This window comes from Coriobacterium glomerans PW2, from assembly GCF_000195315.1.
GTDB lineage: Bacteria > Actinomycetota > Coriobacteriia > Coriobacteriales > Coriobacteriaceae > Coriobacterium > Coriobacterium glomerans.
The window spans coordinates 918,735-934,014 of record NC_015389.1 but is presented as its reverse complement, the minus strand read 5'-3'; the positions used below and the strand labels follow the sequence as shown (position 1 = coordinate 934,014).

14 protein-coding genes and 1 other RNA gene are annotated in these 15,280 nt (G+C 60.7%); 11 read left to right on the top strand and 4 right to left on the bottom strand.

Annotation, left to right across the window (positions count from 1 at the left end; all coding sequences use genetic code 11):
- Window positions 1-404: 404 nt before the first annotated feature.
- The 7 genes from CORGL_RS04045 (at window position 405) to CORGL_RS04015 (ending at window position 9,382) form a co-directional block, all read left to right on the top strand.
- The gene (locus CORGL_RS04045; RefSeq protein ID WP_013708653.1) at window positions 405-1,892 is read left to right on the top strand and encodes an aspartate aminotransferase family protein; all 1,488 of its coding nucleotides are present in this window, start codon (window positions 405-407) and stop codon (window positions 1,890-1,892) included.
- A gap of 40 nt (window positions 1,893-1,932) precedes the next feature.
- The gene (locus CORGL_RS09360) at window positions 1,933-3,150 is read left to right on the top strand and encodes a class II aldolase/adducin family protein (protein ID WP_013708652.1); all 1,218 of its coding nucleotides are present in this window, start codon (window positions 1,933-1,935) and stop codon (window positions 3,148-3,150) included.
- A 35-nt stretch (window positions 3,151-3,185) separates the two neighbouring features.
- On the top strand, window positions 3,186-4,790 hold the full coding sequence (locus CORGL_RS04035; protein ID WP_013708651.1) for a xylulokinase: 1,605 nt from the start codon (window positions 3,186-3,188) through the stop codon (window positions 4,788-4,790).
- 56 nt (window positions 4,791-4,846) lie between these two features.
- Complete coding sequence (locus CORGL_RS04030) at window positions 4,847-6,109, top strand: Glu/Leu/Phe/Val family dehydrogenase (RefSeq protein ID WP_013708650.1); 1,263 nt, start codon at window positions 4,847-4,849, stop codon at window positions 6,107-6,109.
- Between the two features lie 106 nt (window positions 6,110-6,215).
- Window positions 6,216-7,439, top strand: coding sequence for an MFS transporter (locus tag CORGL_RS04025; RefSeq protein WP_013708649.1), 1,224 nt, complete (start codon window positions 6,216-6,218; stop codon window positions 7,437-7,439).
- A gap of 30 nt (window positions 7,440-7,469) precedes the next feature.
- Window positions 7,470-8,669 carry an iron-containing alcohol dehydrogenase gene (locus CORGL_RS04020; RefSeq protein ID WP_041738581.1) on the top strand — a complete coding sequence of 400 codons (1,200 nt, stop codon included), beginning with the start codon at window positions 7,470-7,472 and terminating at the stop codon, window positions 8,667-8,669.
- Complete coding sequence (locus CORGL_RS04015) at window positions 8,666-9,382, top strand: TetR/AcrR family transcriptional regulator (protein WP_013708647.1); 717 nt, start codon at window positions 8,666-8,668, stop codon at window positions 9,380-9,382. The genes CORGL_RS04020 and CORGL_RS04015 overlap by 4 nt, the downstream gene beginning before the upstream one ends.
- A gap of 73 nt (window positions 9,383-9,455) precedes the next feature.
- Here CORGL_RS04015 and CORGL_RS04010 read toward each other — a convergent pair whose 3' ends face one another.
- Complete coding sequence (locus CORGL_RS04010; RefSeq protein ID WP_013708646.1) at window positions 9,456-10,463, bottom strand: diacylglycerol/lipid kinase family protein; 1,008 nt, start codon at window positions 10,461-10,463, stop codon at window positions 9,456-9,458.
- Between the two features lie 242 nt (window positions 10,464-10,705).
- Between CORGL_RS04010 and mscL the strand changes: the two genes are divergently transcribed.
- Window positions 10,706-11,173 (top strand): large conductance mechanosensitive channel protein MscL, encoded by a 468-nt coding sequence (mscL, locus tag CORGL_RS04005; RefSeq protein ID WP_013708644.1) that lies wholly within the window; start codon window positions 10,706-10,708, stop codon window positions 11,171-11,173.
- Window positions 11,174-11,191: 18 nt separating this feature from the next.
- Here the strand turns inward: mscL and CORGL_RS04000 are convergent, their stop codons facing one another.
- Window positions 11,192-12,136 (bottom strand): alpha/beta fold hydrolase, encoded by a 945-nt coding sequence (locus tag CORGL_RS04000; protein ID WP_013708643.1) that lies wholly within the window; start codon window positions 12,134-12,136, stop codon window positions 11,192-11,194.
- A 193-nt stretch (window positions 12,137-12,329) separates the two neighbouring features.
- On the opposite strand from CORGL_RS04000, the gene CORGL_RS03995 reads away from it, so the two are divergent.
- Window positions 12,330-12,788 carry a C-GCAxxG-C-C family protein gene (locus CORGL_RS03995; protein WP_013708642.1) on the top strand — a complete coding sequence of 153 codons (459 nt, stop codon included), beginning with the start codon at window positions 12,330-12,332 and terminating at the stop codon, window positions 12,786-12,788.
- A 30-nt stretch (window positions 12,789-12,818) separates the two neighbouring features.
- Here CORGL_RS03995 and CORGL_RS03990 read toward each other — a convergent pair whose 3' ends face one another.
- Window positions 12,819-13,454: an IMPACT family protein gene (locus CORGL_RS03990; protein ID WP_013708641.1), complete on the bottom strand. Its 636-nt coding sequence runs from the start codon at window positions 13,452-13,454 to the stop codon at window positions 12,819-12,821.
- 116 nt (window positions 13,455-13,570) lie between these two features.
- On the opposite strand from CORGL_RS03990, the gene rnpB reads away from it, so the two are divergent.
- Window positions 13,571-13,940, top strand: an RNA gene (gene rnpB / locus CORGL_RS09515) — RNase P RNA component class A.
- A gap of 314 nt (window positions 13,941-14,254) precedes the next feature.
- Window positions 14,255-14,599: a hypothetical protein gene (locus tag CORGL_RS09945; protein ID WP_172633528.1), complete on the top strand. Its 345-nt coding sequence runs from the start codon at window positions 14,255-14,257 to the stop codon at window positions 14,597-14,599.
- A gap of 366 nt (window positions 14,600-14,965) precedes the next feature.
- Here the strand turns inward: CORGL_RS09945 and CORGL_RS10190 are convergent, their stop codons facing one another.
- Window positions 14,966-15,208 carry a helix-turn-helix domain-containing protein gene (locus CORGL_RS10190; protein WP_425358164.1) on the bottom strand — a complete coding sequence of 81 codons (243 nt, stop codon included), beginning with the start codon at window positions 15,206-15,208 and terminating at the stop codon, window positions 14,966-14,968.
- Window positions 15,209-15,280: the final 72 nt, after the last annotated feature.

Genomic DNA, 15,280 nt, shown 5'->3' with positions numbered 1-15,280 from the left:
CACCGATCGATCTCTTCGCCGCGGTGGTCTGCAAGAAGGCTAGATATCGAGGCTCTTCCAAGCTGATGAAGCGGGTTCGATTCCCGTCGCCCGCTCCAAGAGAGATCGCAGACCATCGCGAACAGATGCGGTGGCCTGCTTTTGTTTTCACGAGGCGGCACCGCGTGCGCCTCGAAATCAGAACGCGACAATGCACATCGACCGATCAGACCGACCGTTCACGGGACTTCTCAGCTTGAGCCTTGCGCCTCGCCGCAAATGAGAATACGTTGCTCCTATAGATCGAGCGAGCGCTCGCTCTAAACTTTGTTCCAGCTCAGATCAAGGAATACCGTTCTCGATAGATTCACACTCATCGCAAGATTCTCGATCCGACCGTCAGAAAAGCTCTCAAGGAGGCATATATGGACACCAGGTTCGCGATATCGGAATATCCGGATGCGAAGCAGATCGACCAAGCGCTCGACGCTCTGATCGCCAAACCCATCTATTCGGTGAACAAAACGGCTCTCGAAGCGTATGAGCAGCAGTATTTCGAGAAGCGGTGCGCGAGGTCCAAGGAGATGATCACCTGCGCCAAGGAGGTCATTCCCGGTGGCGTCCAGCACAACCTCGCGTTCAACCATCCCTTTCCGCTCGTATTCACCAAGGCAGAGGGAGCAAAGCTGTACGATATCGACGGAAACGAATACTATGATTTCCTTCAGGCCGGTGGTCCCACCGTGCTCGGCTCAAACCCGATCGAGGTCCGCAGCAAGGTCATCGATCTGCTCAACGAATGCGGACCGAGCACGGGGCTGTTCCACGAATACGAATACCGGCTGGCTCAGAAGATCTGCGACTCCATGAAATCGGTCGAGATGTTCCGCATGCTCGGATCCGGCACCGAGGCGTGCATGGCCGCCATCCGCGTCGCCAGACTCGCCACCAAGAAGCGCAACGTCGTGAAGATGGGCGGAGCCTATCACGGTTGGAGCGATCAGCTCGCCTTCGGCATCCGCATCCCAGGTTCAAAGTGGACGCAGGCCCACGGCGTACCGCGTCACATCTTCAAGGATACGCAGGAATTCTATCCCGATGATCTCGCGGACCTCGAACGGGTTCTCAAGCGCAACCAGCACCACGGCGGCACCGCCGCCGTCATGATCGAGCCGATCGGACCGGAGAGCGGCACGACGCCCGTCGACAAGAACTTCAACCGCGGCGTCGAATTCCTCTGCCGCAAATACGGCGCACTGCTCATCTTCGATGAAGTCGTCACAGGATTTCGGATCGGCATGGCCGGCGCGCAGGGCTACTTCGATGTCGATCCCGATCTCACGGTATTCGGCAAAGTCGTGGCCGGCGGCTACCCCGGGGCCGGCGGGCTGGGCGGCAAGCGCGCCTACATGAGCTATCTGTCGGCCGGCATCGCCGGTGGCCCGAAGGTGCACAAGGCTCTGATCGGCGGAACGCTGGCGGCGACCCCGATCAGCTGCGTGGCGGGCTATTTCACCTTGTGCGAGATCGAGAGAACCGATGCGGCGAGGCGCGCCGGAGAGATGGGAGATCGGCTCACAGCCGGTCTCAAGAGGCTCATCGAGGAACACAACCTGCCGTTCGTCGCATTCAACCAAGGGTCGGTATGCCATCTCGAGACCGTGGGGACGATGCACTTCTCGATCGACTGGTCCAAGCCCTGGAAGATCCCTGAGGTCCTGAAGCAGACGTCGCTTCGCAAGGCGGAGATGGAGCACATGGGCTGCGCCTATATGGCCGAGGGACTCGTGACGCTGGCCGGCAGCAGACTGTACACGAGCGCAGCCTACACCGAGGAGATGATCGATGACGCGCTCGAGCGCTTCGGGCGAGTCTTCGATACCGTGGAGCGCGTGGAAACAGGGACCGCGTGAATCGATAATCGAGCGCTGGTACCGAAGAAAGGTGGAAGCCATGGAGGAGCAATGCGCCCGAGAGGCGCTCGTAAAGGCTGGGATTCGCCTCATCGACGCGGGCCTCATCGCCAGGACCTGGGGCAACGTGAGCTGCCGGCTCGATGCCGACCGGTTCGTGATCACGCCAAGCGGCAGAGACTACAACTCGCTCTCACCAGATGACATGGTCCCCGTCCGCATCGACGATCTCAGCTGGGACGGGGACACGAAGCCCTCAAGCGAGAAGGGCGTCCACGCCGAGATCTACGCCGCGAGACCATGGGTCAATTTCATCATCCACACGCACCAGATAAACGCCTCTGCCGTGAGCGCAGCGGGACTGTCCTCTATCGATGCCGCACTGGATCTCACCGAACTCAGCAGCACGATCCCTTGCGCCGCATACGGTCTGCCCGGTACCAAGACGCTGCGCAAAAACGTGCTCAGCGCGCTTGAATCCACCCGCGGACACGCGATCATCATGAGCCATCACGGCGCGGTCTGCTTCGGCAGAGACGAGCAGGCGGCCTTTTCGGCCGCGCGCGATCTCGAGACCGCAGCCAGACGTTTCGCGTGCGACCGATATCTGGATGGACGCGCAGATGCGAAGCAGTGCGATGCGGGAGATCTGGACGATGAGATGCGACGGCGCGCCGTCGAGATCCTGTCGGCGAACTCACATGTCGCCCGAGCAGACCTTGAGGCGCGGTATGCGAGCTATGCAAACAGCGAGCGCGCACCCGAGGGCATGGTTCTGACCGAAGCTGGCAGCCGCGTCGAGATCGCTCCGGATGCTCCGGACTCCGCGCTCACCCGCGAGCAGAGACTGCACCGCAGCGTCTATGCGAAAAATCCCCGCATCCGATGCATCGTGCACGCAGCGGATCCCGATGTCATCGCCGTATCGCGCGCGGGCATCACGATGCGGCCCCTGCTCGACGACTTCGCGCAGATCGTCGGCACGCGGATGAGAACGATATCCGATGCGGCTGGACGAGCCGCATCGGCTCTCACGAGTTCATCTGCGGTGCTGCTCGCCGGAAACGGCGCGCTGTGCTGCGCCGCGAACGCCGATGACGCCCATGCGATACGCATGATCGTGGAGAAGAACTGTCGGGCCTATCTGTGGGGCGCGCTCCTGGGTGGCGCGGTGCCGCTCAAACATCTGGATTGCAGACTCATGCGCATCGTCTACCTCAAGAAATACTCCAAGCAGATCAAGGTCCCAGCGAGATAGGCCACCGAGCGCATCAAAGGACGGGAGGGGCGGACGTGAGCGATCTCATCATGGCCTGCGACGTGGGCACGACCGGAATCAAGACCTGTATCTACGATGTGAGCGCCTCAGGCATCGAGCTGGTCGCCTCGAAGATGGCGGGTTACGCGCTGAACATCGAGAAGGGCGGCGCAGCGGAGCAAGATCCCGATGAGCTGTGGGAAGCCATGTGCGCCACCTCTTCGGCGGTCATGGCGCAAAGCGGGCTCGCGTCCGATGAAATCCACGGCATCTCGCTGTGCTCCCAGATGCAGGCGCTCGTCCTGGTGGATCGGCAGGGCAATCCCGTGCGACCCATGATGAGCTACATGGATCAGCGCGCCACCCGCGAGATCGAGCACGGCCTCGGTCGCGGCCCCAAGATCGCGGGCATGAACGCGATCAAGCTCGCTCGCTCGCTTGCCATAACCGGCGCGGTGCCGGCAAGCGTGAAGGACCCTGTCTGGAAATATCTTTGGGTCAAAGCGCATGAGCCGCATGTGTTTGGCCAGGTCTTCAAATGGCTCGACATCAAGGAGTACCTGATTCTCAGGTGCACCGGAAGATTCGTGATGACCCGTGACAGCGCCTTCGGCACGCTGCTGCTCGATACAAGGAGCCACAAGGCGGGCTTCAGCCCGACGATGTGCACCATGTTCGGCGTCGACATACATCATCTCCCGCGTATCATCGACGGCACCGACAACGTGGGACCTCTGATCGATCGAGCCGCCCGCGCACTCGGACTCGCCGAGGGAACCCCGGTCTTCGGAGGAGGCGGCGACGCCTCTCTCATCGGCGTCGGCGCGGGGGCGGCGGCCGTGGGATCGACCCATATCTACTCAGGCACCTCAGGCTGGGTCTCAACGGTAGTCGAGAAGCGACGCGTAGACCTCAGCTCGATGATCGCATCGGTGGTGGGCGCGAGCCCGACGACCTATAACTATTTCGCAGAACTCGAGACAGCTGGCAAGTGCCTGGAATGGGTCAAGGACCACCTCGCGCTCGATGAGATCAACATCTATCTGAAAAAAACTCCGGTCAACGAATCGCTGGAAGCGATCACAACGAATCTGTATGATTTCATGCTCTCTGAGACCCGCGACGTGCCCCCCGGGAGCGGCGGGGTGATATTCACGCCGTGGCTCGAGGGCAATCGCTGCCCGTTCGAAGACCCGAGCGCAAGCGGAATGTTCTTCAACATCCGCTTGGAGACCGGTAAGCGCGATTTGATCCATGCGGTCATGGAGGGTATCTGCTACCACCTGCGTTGGCAGCTCGAGGCCCAGCGACGGCATGTCCGCACCTCCCCTGTCGTGCGCTTCGTCGGAGGCGGGGCGTTGGCACCCATCACCTGTCAGATGCTGGCGAATGTTTTGGGCGTCGATGTCGAGACCGTTAAGGATCCGCAAAACGTCGGAGCCTTCGGTGCAGCGGTGCTCGCCGGCGTCGGACTCAAGATCTTTTCTTCCGTCGAGGACGCCTGCGGGCTGATCGACGCCGTCGGCGTCTACAGAAGCGATCCGGCGGTCAAACACGTCTATGATCGGAGCTTCCGAGTCTTTCGCGAACTGTACAAAACGAATCGCCAGGCGTTTCGTATCCTGAACGGGGGCTCATAGGAGAAAGTTGACACGACGGCAACGGCTCAAGACGGAACAATACGAAGGAGCGGCATATGAAAAAGACGTACAACCCCTACGACAACATGCTTGAGGTCTTGGAGCGGGCGGCCAAGATGCTCGGGATACCCGAGAACGACTACGTCTGCCTCAAATACCCCGAGCGCGAGCTCAAGGTTTCGATCCCGGTCGGCATGGACGACGGGACCGTTCGCGTATTCGAGGGCTACCGCGTTCAGCACTCCAGCTCTCGCGGTCCATGCAAGGGCGGAATTCGCTACCACCAAGATGTGAATCTGGACGAGGTGCGCGCCCTGGCGGCGTGGATGAGCCTCAAGTGCGCGGTCGTCAACATCCCCTATGGCGGCGGCAAGGGCGCCATCAAGGTGGATCCCTCCGAGCTTTCGAGACGCGAACTCGAGGCGCTGACCCGCCGGTTCACAGCGATGATACTGCCGCTGATCGGACCCGAGCGCGACATACCAGCACCCGACGTCGGCACGAACGCTGAGGTCATGGGGTGGATCATGGACACCTATAGCATGTTCAAAGGCTATACCGTACCCGGAGTCGTGACGGGCAAGCCCATTGAGATAGGCGGCTCGCTCGGTCGCCATGACGCGACCGGACAAGGTGTCACCATGATCGCCGAAGAGATCCTGCACCGTCTGGGTCTACCGGTACAGGGAACGCGCGTCGCCATACAGGGACTCGGAAACGTCGGCGGCGTCACCGCCAGGCTGATGAGCTCAAAGGGGTTCTCCATCGTCGCGCTCAGCGATGTGAGCGGTGGCGTCCACTGCGGCAATGGTCTGGACGTCGAGGGGATCTTCGCATTTCTGGCCGAACACCCCGGCGCGCTGCTTCAGGATTACGATGCAGCCGAGGTCGTGCATATCACGAACGCGGAGCTGCTGGCGATCGACACCGATCTTCTGATCCCGGCGGCGCTCGAGAATCAGATCACCGCCGACAACGCCAACGACGTGCGAGCTAATATCGTCGTCGAGGCAGCCAACGGGCCCACGACCGTGGAGGCCGATAAGATTCTCGAAGCCAACGACGTGCTCGTCGTGCCCGACATCCTGGCCAACGCCGGCGGCGTCGTCGTGTCGTATTTCGAGTGGGTGCAAAACATCCAAGCGCTCACGTGGGACAAAGACGAGATCAATCGCAACCTCGAGAAGATCATGATCAGGGCCTTCAACGAGGTATGGGAGAGCAGATGCGACCACGGGACGACGTTGCGCATGGGCGCCTACATGACGGCGATCGACAGGATCGCCAAGGCGAAGCGCATACGCAGCGTCTTCCCCTAGAGGCCAGATTCTGCATGGAATCGATCGCGGAGTCTGATCTTCAGCGGAGACGCAGACGGCGGCAGCGCAGGACCCGACTGTCTCAGTGAGGAGAACGGAGCGACACATGGAAGCCGGAATCGCGCCGACAAGGGTGTCAAAATACAGATGGGTGATCCTGTTTTCGATCTTCCCCATGATCGTATCGACCGAGATCATGTGGCTGTCTCTGGCACCCGTCAGCAGCAGCGCGCAGGAGTTCTACGGCGTGGACGCCATGAGCGTGAACATTCTGTCCGTCAGCTACATGCTCATGTTCATCGTATTCACCGTACCTGCCAGCTGGGCCATCGACCGCATCGGCTATCGACCCTCGCTCATCGTCGGTGCGCTGCTGACATCGGTTTTCGGCGTCGTGCGCGCCGCTTTTGCCAATGACTTCGCGATCGTGCTCGCAGCTCAGTTCGCCATCGCGATCGGCCAGCCGTTTCTGCTGAATATCTCAACCAAGGTACCAGCCAACTGGTTTCCAGCCAACGAGCGCTCAACGGCCGCGGGCATTCTGACGATGGCGCAATACGTCGGTTTCGCGGTGCCGATGCTCATCTCCCCGATCCTGGTCGAGCAGCGCGGCATCGCTTACACGATGTGGGTCTTCGCCGGCATCGCGGTCGCGTCGGCGGTGGTGAGCGTCGCATGCACAAAGGAGCGGCCGCCTACGCCTCCGCCTGGCCCCGTCGCCGTCAAGGAGGATTTCAGCGTTCCCTCCATCAGAAAGCTGTTCGCGAATCGCGCATATCTGCGCGTGCTCATCGTCTGCTTCATCTCCATGGGGATCTTCAACACGGTGCTGACCGTACTCGAGACCATCTTGCTCCCGAATGGCATAACTTCGTCCGAGGCAGGTGTGATCGGCGCGCTGTTCGTCGTCGCAGGGGTGATCGGCGCCGTGGCGCTGCCGGTGCTCTCGGATCGGATGAGAGCGCGCATTCCGTTTTTCGTCTGCTCCATCATCGTGCTCATCCCGGCGTATTTCGGCTTCGCGCTCCTGCACAGCTTCGCTGCGCTCGCCGGAATCGCCGCCATGGCCGGTTTCATGATCATGGGCGTCGCACCCATTCTGTTCCAGCACGGCTCCGAAGTCGCCTACCCTGTTCAAGAGGGCACCTCGCTGGGCATTATCCTTCTGATGGGTCAGATCTCCGGCGTGCTGTTCGTCTATTTATTCGAGCAGATGAGAGAACTCTCGGGGAGCGCGCTGGTGCCCATGCTTCTCATTGTCGTCGCGACGATCGCCGAGTTGCCGATCGTCCGGGGCATGCGCGAATCAAATCTCAACGGGAGATCGTGATGTATGTCAAACGCACGCAAGGGGTCTGAGATGCATATCATTTTATACCGCGGCTACCAACTGCTGCTGCGCCTTGTCTCCTATGCGCTGCCTTGGCGGGTTCCCGAGCTGATCGAGGGGGCGGGAAGTCTCGCGGCTCTGCCGGATCGGCTATCCGATGCCGGTATCGCATCGGCGCTGATCGTCACCGATCACACGATTCGCGAGCTCGGCCTTATCGACTCGCTGACAGAGGCGCTCGGGGAACATGGTATAGCCTATGATATCTTCGACGAGACCGTCGCGAATCCTACGATCGACAACGTCGAGACCGCGCTTGAGCGCTACCGCGCAGCCGGCTGTCAGGCCCTTATAGCCGTCGGAGGCGGCTCCCCCATCGACTGCGCCAAAGGAATCGCCTGCCGCGTCGCTCGGCCTCGGCGTACCCTGCGACAGCTTCGCGGCCTGCTGAGGGTCCATCACCGCCTGCCGATGCTTATCGCCGTTCCCACGACCGCCGGTACGGGCAGCGAGACGACGCTCGCCGCCGTCTTGTCAGATCCCGATGGGCATGACAAGTTCGTCATCAACGACCCTTCGCTCATCCCGCGCCTGGCGCTGCTCGATCCGGCGCTCCTCGTCGGTCTGCCTGCCTCGATCACATCGACGACCGGCATGGACGCGCTGACGCACGCTGTCGAGGCATACATCGGTCGCAGCAACACGCGCCGGACCCGAGCGATGGCCACAAGAGCGGCGGTCTTGATCTTCGAGAACCTCGAGACGTCCTACCGAGACGGCGGAGATCTGCGGGCGCGCGCCGCCATGCAGCGGGCTTCTTACTTCGCCGGCGTCGCGTTCACCCGGGCCTATGTCGGCTATGCTCATGCCGTCGCTCACGCGCTCGGCGGCCGCTACGGCACGCCGCACGGACTCGCCTGCGCCGTGACCCTGCCCGTCGTGCTCGAAGCCTATGGTGACGCCGCGCAAAAACGTCTCGCCGAGCTGGCGCTGGCAACCGGTGTCGCAGACGCCGGGCTCTCTTTGAGTGCCTGCTCGAAGGCATTCATCGCGGCCATCCGCAATCTCAATGCGAACATGGGCATTCCGACCGGGATCGCCGAGATAGACGCCTGTGACATCGGTGAGCTCACGCGGCATGCGCTCCGGGAGGCCAATCCGCTCTATCCGGTACCTCGAATCCTAGGCGCCGCCGAACTCCAGCGTATCTTCGAGAAGATCAGCGTATGATCGGATACGAGGCAACGACAAAGGGAGCGGGCGAATACACGATGGGCGATCGCATCGAATGCGGCGCAGAGAGGTTTCACAAGGATGCGTTCGATCGAACGACCGAGAAACGGCGCAAGACGGTTCTCGACGTGGCGATCAACCTCTTCGCCGAACACGGGTACAGCGCGACGAGCATCAACGACATCGCTCGCGATGCGCACATCAGCATCGGTGCGATGTACAGCTATTTCGCCTCCAAGGAGGATCTGTACTTCACGATCGTCAACAGCGCGTATCGCCTCATGACCGGCGTGCTGTACGACATCGCCGACTCGAGCGCCGACATCTTCGACTACACGGCCAAGATGCTTGTGGCATGCCGGCGATTCGCGCTCGAATACCCGAAGCTCAACCAGCTGTATCTGGATATGACAACCCAGGCCCTTTCCTCGATGTCGGTGAGGCTGTCGGACAAGATCGAGATGATCACCCCCGATGTCGCCGGAAAGCTGATTCGCGCGGGCAAGCGCGCGGGCATCGTGCGCCCAGATGCCGATGAGAGGGTGTTCGCCCTGTGCATCGACAACATCTTCATGATGTATCAGTTCTCCCTCTCCTCCGAGTACTATCGAGAACGGCTCAGAATCTATCTCGGAGATGATCGGCTGGAAAACATCGAGGACGTGGAGCGAGCCATTCTGACATTTGTCCGAGGGGCGCTCTCCGCGTGAGATGACGGCGCACCTCATGATCTGTCTGCGCGCCGTCGAGCGCGGTGCCAGCCGCGAGCGCGGCCCTGATGCCTCAGGTGCGCAGTGGCCTGAGGACTCTGAGAGCATGTGGCAGCGACTCCAGGATCAGATGGCGAGCCACGATGCGTTCGCCATCAGCCTGAATGGGATAGTCGCGACTGTCCAAGACGAGCTCGACCCGGCGCGCGCGACGAAGATCGATCCGCTTCGAGGCGATATGACGTCCGTTCTTCGATCTCAGAAACAGCGAGATCGCCTGAGCGCGCGGTATGCCGCCTTGGGCGCAGCAGATATCGAACAGCCCGTCTGCGGGATCGGCATCTGGGCAGACGCGATATCCTGATCCGTACGTCGGCCCGATCTGAACCGCCAGCATCAATGCGGATATCTCGCGAGGCTTTTCGCGATCGTATGAGACGCTCAGCGGATACCTGCGATAGCGCCGGATGAACACATCGAGCCCGCTCACCGTGTACAGGGCATGCCCCTTGAGTCCGGTTCTCTCATGCAGCATCGCGCAACCGAGTGCGATCGCGGCATCGAGCCCGACCGAGAATGTCTCGACAAAAAACTCCTCGCAGTGCGGCTCGGATGAGAACCCCTTACCACCCGAGGCACCGGATTGTTCGGAGAGATCGTCCCAGAACCTGATGCGACCGACATCCATGCTCACGCGCTCGCAGCAAAAGAGCTTCGCGAAGTCTTCCGAAGCCCCGGGATCCATCCCGAGCGTCCGAGCGTAGTCGTTGCCCGAACCAACTGGGACCAGACCAAGGTTCGGACGCGAATGCATCGGCTGCTTCATGAGGCCGTTGACGATCTCGTGTACCACGCCGTCACCGCCGAGAGCGAGCACCGTGTCATAGCCTTGCGCATCGCAGGCGAGCTCTGCGGCATGTCCGGGACGCTCGGTGCGCACAAGCTCGAATGAGACGATGTCTTGATGATGCAGTTCGAGAAAGCGCTGCAGGTCAGCAGCGACGACATCGGCCGCTCCCGCATGGGCACGGGGATTCGCGATGATGAGCGTACGACCGAGATTCTCGCGCCTGTGCATCATCCATCCGTTCCCGTCGAGTCATAGCTTGCACCCGAGCCGCCGGCGATCCCCGAGTGCATTATACTCCCGCACGCGGCGACCGCGCTTCCGTGCGCCCCGGTCTCGCCCGAAGCACTGCGCGCATCATAACCGATCATCGGCTTCTCATGGATACGCTGTCGAGATCGCATCGCGCGTTGTACCATTCCCGGTGTCGGGGGGCCTGGCGGGGAATGATGTGAAAGAGACACGAAGGAGCAGATATGGCAAAAAAGGACGCGAAAAAAGGAATCGTACAGGAGTTTCAAGAGTTCATCAGCCGGGGCAACGTGATCGATCTCGCGGTCGGCGTCATCGTCGGCGGGGCGTTCACCTCGCTGGTGAACGCACTCGTCGAACATATCATCCGGCCGTTCATCTCATTTGTGACCGGTGGCGATATCGATGTGCCCGGCCTCGCCATCTCGCTTCGGGGCAACGTCATCAATTTCGGAGCGTTCATCTCGGCGGTTATAACGTTTCTGATCACGGCGGTTGCTGTGTTCGCCATCGTGAAGGCGATGAATTCCTTCGATGACATGAGGGAGGCTGCCGCTCGGAAAGTCGGGCTCGCAGCGCCCGACGATGAGGACAGCGCTCCCGTGCCGCGCATCTGCCCCTATTGCAAAGAGCAGATCGCCCAAGATGCCATCCGCTGCCCGCACTGCACCTCAGAGCTCGAAGGCATGTGAGCAGATGCTCAGGGAGCCTTATATCCCGCGCTCGCTCAACCAAGAGACGATGTCGCGACGGACGTCGGTCCCGATGGTCTCATTGAGGATCTCATGACGCGCATGCGGATAGATGATCTCGTCGACCCGCTTGATACCGGCTCGGCGATACTGCTCGACAGCGCGATGCACACCGCGACCGCATGCACCCACCGGATCTTCCGCCCCGGCTATGAACAGCATAGGCAGATCCCGCGGGATCCGTTCCGTGAGAGCGACCCTCTGCGAAGACGCCACCAGCGCGGCAACGGTCGCATAGCCCCCGACCGTGAACATCTGACCGCACGCGGGATCGGCGATGTAGGCTGAGACGACGTTGGGGTCACGCGAGAGCCAGTCAAGCTCTGTCGTTGCGCCTTTGATGGCCTTCGCATAGGACCCCACCCCCAGCGCATCCACGAGACGGCTGCGATGGCGCTCGCCCTCGATCGCTGCGATGACATGCGTGATAGCGGTCCCCGCGACTGTCAGAATGGGCGACTGCTGGCCTGTGCCGCATATGATGGCCGCCGCAACTCCCGTGCCGTGCTCGGCTGCGTAGACACGAGTCACGAAGCTCCCCATGGAGTGGCCGAATATGATGTAGGGCGCATCTGCGCCGAGGACCTCCGCAGCCCGGGTGCGCAGGCTGTGCACGTCCGCGATGAGGATATCCTTTCCTCGACGAAGCGGGATATGCCCCAGGTCCGCCTCGCGGGATGCGGTCTCACCGTGACCGACCTGATCATGCGCGCATACGGAGAAGCCCTCAGCGGTCAGGAACTCGGCGAACTCGATATAGCGACCGATATGCTCGGACATCCCGTGAACGATCTGAATGACGCCGCGCCGCGACAGCGCTGCATCTTCGTCGGGCTCCCAGATCAGCGCATGGACGCTCGACGCGCCATCTGCGCTCGGGTAGCTCAGCTCGGTTGTTCTCATGGCCCCTCCCCAGGATGTCTCATGCCTGCCGGTAACCCGACAGCGAAGACAATCTTACTCTCATTCGGCGAGGTCGCATATGACTCCGCGGCGGACGGCAAGCCCCTCTCAGAGTCTGAGCGGCCGGCGATGAGCACCCCACCGCGATCTTGTGTATGATGGTGCGAGAACGATGAGGACTCAAGGGGGAAACATGGCTTCGACCGATCTCAACGCGAAACGAGAAACTCTGAAGGCGCGAGCCGCAGCATATCATGAGCGAGGGTTCAACTGCGCGCAGTGCGTGGTGTGCTCATTCGCTCCCGAGATCGCGCTCGACGCCGACACCGCCTTCCGCTTGGCGGAGGGACTTGGGCTCGGCATGGGTGGAATGAGCGAGACCTGCGGGGCGCTCTCCGGTGCCGTGATGGTTCTGGGACAGCTTGTCAGCCGGGGTCCTCTCGATCCCACCACGAAGGCTGCCACCTATCGGCTCGCACGCGATGCCGCGAGTCGATTTCAGCAATTGACTGGCTCCACGATCTGCGGAACGATCAAGGGCGTGGGATCGTCATCCGCCCCGCTTCGTTCGTGCCCGGAATGCATCGAGAATGCCATCGACATCCTGACAGATCTCATCTCACAGAAGCATCGCTCTGATCTGGCCATCTGAGCACGCGTCCGCGATGCGCGATTCACTTCGCTAGAATTCGGCGATGCGAGGATCATCCACGCGGACACGACAGCAGCCCGAGCCGAACTCCGCGATCGCGCGAAGGAAGCGATCCGCATCCGTCTGCCTGAATCTCGCATCGAGTTGAACCTCATCGGAATACTCAATCTGAGATATGCGACCGTCCATGATCTTGACAAGGCGGATCACGCGTCCGCGATGCGCGTGAGAAAGCTTGATGACGATGCGCACGACCGAGACCATCTCCGCAATCGAGCCGGCAGCACGTGCCGCCTCGACGGCTCTCTTCGCACAGGTGCCATAGGCGCGCACGAGACCTCCGCGACCCAGCAGAGTTCCGCCGAAATAACGCGACGTCACGCAGCACGCATCACGCAATCCCGCATCGCGAAGAACCCTGAGCACGGGAATCCCAGCCGTACCGGACGGCTCGCCGTCGTCACCGGCCCGCTCGCGACCATCGGCGAGGACCCACGCGCTGACTTGGTGTCTCGCATCGGGGTAGCGCGTTCGCATCCGCGCGATGTATCGAGACGCCTCCAACTCATCCTCTACGTGTGCGAGCTGTGCGATGAAGCGGCTTTTGCGCTCGACCAAGGTGGCTGCCGCCTCCAGTCCCGGCCTCAGGGTCAGATAGCCCTCCATCGCCCCTCCCGCCCGAGCGCGTGAACCTACATTCGATGAAGCATTTCCGCCTGTCTGTCACAAGGATAGCATCTCCGCTTCTCGTTGCGGTCCGCAGCTGCTACAATGGCATACGCGAAGCGGGCCAGACGATCGCGCGCGGCTGAGCGAGATCTCACCGCGTGAGGAAAGTCCGGGCTCCACAGGGTAGGATGCTGGCTAACGGCCAGGCGGGGCGACCCGACGGAAAGTGCCGCAGAAAAGAAGACTCCCACCGACCGGCCCTTTGGCCGCGCCAAGGGAAAAGCTGAAACGGTGGTGCAAGAGACCACCAGCATCGCGGCGACGCGATGGCTTGGCAAACCCCATCCGGAGCAAGCGCAAATAGGGGCGCTATGGTGTGACCCGCACCGCGCTCGGGTAGCGTGCACAGAGCTGCGTGGCAACGCGCACGCCAAGATAAATGATCGTCCGCGACAGAACCCGGCTTATCGGCCCACTTCGCATTGTTGTTATCTGTGAGTTTGCATATGTCTTTGACCTGCGGTTATACACTCTGAAGTATCTGAATTTATCTATTTTGTATTGAGTTAGGTCTTATTAAGGACATTAAGGTGAGGGCAATGCTGGATGACGAAACCGATGGAGAAGAATCCCCCGGCGACGAGGATCCGAAGAGGACCGCAGAAGCACCCCGGATCTTCAAAGACATAAGATCGACCTCGCAATCGTTTGTGGGCCTCAAATCCCTTTCGGAATCTTTGAAGGGGATTAGCGCCCTCGCGCATCCCTTCAGGGACTTGAAGCTCCCCAGCATCGACATGACTGATCTGACCGAGTCGCTCAGAAGCGCATGCGATCGCTCCTCGGAAAGAGTTGCCCTCGACATCAATCAGAGCGAAAGACAGGTCGAGGGATTGAATCCCGCGACGGATCAGCTGGAGAGAGCCGTCGAGGAATTGAAGCCTCGCACGCTGGAAGATGACCCGGCGTTCATGCGCATACATGACATCCTGAAAAACCAGTTCGACGCCTTCTCCAGATTCGCCGAATCCGCCGACGAGGCGGCGGCGCGCAACTTCAGGCTCACAGTCACTTCGGTGCTGATCGCTGTCGGATCGCTTCTGATCGCGGTGATTTCCCTGATCAGAGCTTTCATCGGGTGAGCCAGCTAGCGACGATGAAAAGAGCCATCTCGACGCGAGCACCACTTTGATGCCGAGCCGGCGGATGAATCTAATTCGAGTCCTATAACCAAGGGGTTGAATTCGACCCCCTTTTAGTCGTGTCATCTCAGAAGCACAGATAGGATCAAACTGATCGTGAAAGAGACGGAACTTGATATGATCACCACTTCCGAGGTCGTCAAGTGTCCTCTTTCATCCATGTCGGTCCCCCTTTCTTCCTTTGAATGGTTACTGTTTCGGGCGCTTACTCTGCGGGAGCGCCCGAGCCCTGCCGCTCGGCGGACGCTGCCGGCTCCCCCGGTCTGCGTCGCGTGCGGTCGTGCGGTTGTCAAGGTTCGAAGAGATTTAGCTGCTCGTTGGGAAATCGCAGATGTCATTAGGCGTGCAGATGACCTTTCCCATTCGCTCCTCTGTCTGTGCCAGCAGATACTCCGGGGAGCATTTATAAAAAGATGAAAGATTTATCAGATTTGATCCAAGCGGATCGGTTTCACCTGATTCCCACCGCAGCAAAGCATTCTCATGCACTCCGATCTTCCCAGCTACCTCTTTTGCTGAGAGCCCTCTTCGGGCACGTTCCGCTTTCATGTTCTTGCGCATCCATCTACCCCATTTACATTATTACCGTGTTGTCTGGTATCCTATAACAACATTTCCGTG

Excerpts from the sequence above, each read along its gene's own strand:
- CORGL_RS03995 (WP_013708642.1), top strand. The coding sequence starts at position 12,330 with ATGGCTTCGACCGATCTCAACGCGAAACGAGAAACTCTGAAGGCGCGA.
- CORGL_RS03990 (WP_013708641.1), bottom strand. The coding sequence starts at position 13,454 with ATGGAGGGCTATCTGACCCTGAGGCCGGGACTGGAGGCGGCAGCCACC.
- CORGL_RS04010 (WP_013708646.1), bottom strand. The coding sequence starts at position 10,463 with ATGATGCACAGGCGCGAGAATCTCGGTCGTACGCTCATCATCGCGAAT.
- CORGL_RS04000 (WP_013708643.1), bottom strand. The coding sequence starts at position 12,136 with ATGAGAACAACCGAGCTGAGCTACCCGAGCGCAGATGGCGCGTCGAGC.
- CORGL_RS04015 (WP_013708647.1), top strand. The coding sequence starts at position 8,666 with ATGATCGGATACGAGGCAACGACAAAGGGAGCGGGCGAATACACGATG.
- CORGL_RS04045 (WP_013708653.1), top strand. The coding sequence starts at position 405 with ATGGACACCAGGTTCGCGATATCGGAATATCCGGATGCGAAGCAGATC.
- CORGL_RS09945 (WP_172633528.1), top strand. The coding sequence starts at position 14,255 with ATGACTGATCTGACCGAGTCGCTCAGAAGCGCATGCGATCGCTCCTCG.
- CORGL_RS09360 (WP_013708652.1), top strand. The coding sequence starts at position 1,933 with ATGGAGGAGCAATGCGCCCGAGAGGCGCTCGTAAAGGCTGGGATTCGC.
- CORGL_RS04020 (WP_041738581.1), top strand. The coding sequence starts at position 7,470 with ATGCATATCATTTTATACCGCGGCTACCAACTGCTGCTGCGCCTTGTC.
- CORGL_RS10190 (WP_425358164.1), bottom strand. The coding sequence starts at position 15,208 with ATGAAAGCGGAACGTGCCCGAAGAGGGCTCTCAGCAAAAGAGGTAGCT.
- mscL (WP_013708644.1), top strand. The coding sequence starts at position 10,706 with ATGGCAAAAAAGGACGCGAAAAAAGGAATCGTACAGGAGTTTCAAGAG.
- CORGL_RS04030 (WP_013708650.1), top strand. The coding sequence starts at position 4,847 with ATGAAAAAGACGTACAACCCCTACGACAACATGCTTGAGGTCTTGGAG.
- CORGL_RS04025 (WP_013708649.1), top strand. The coding sequence starts at position 6,216 with ATGGAAGCCGGAATCGCGCCGACAAGGGTGTCAAAATACAGATGGGTG.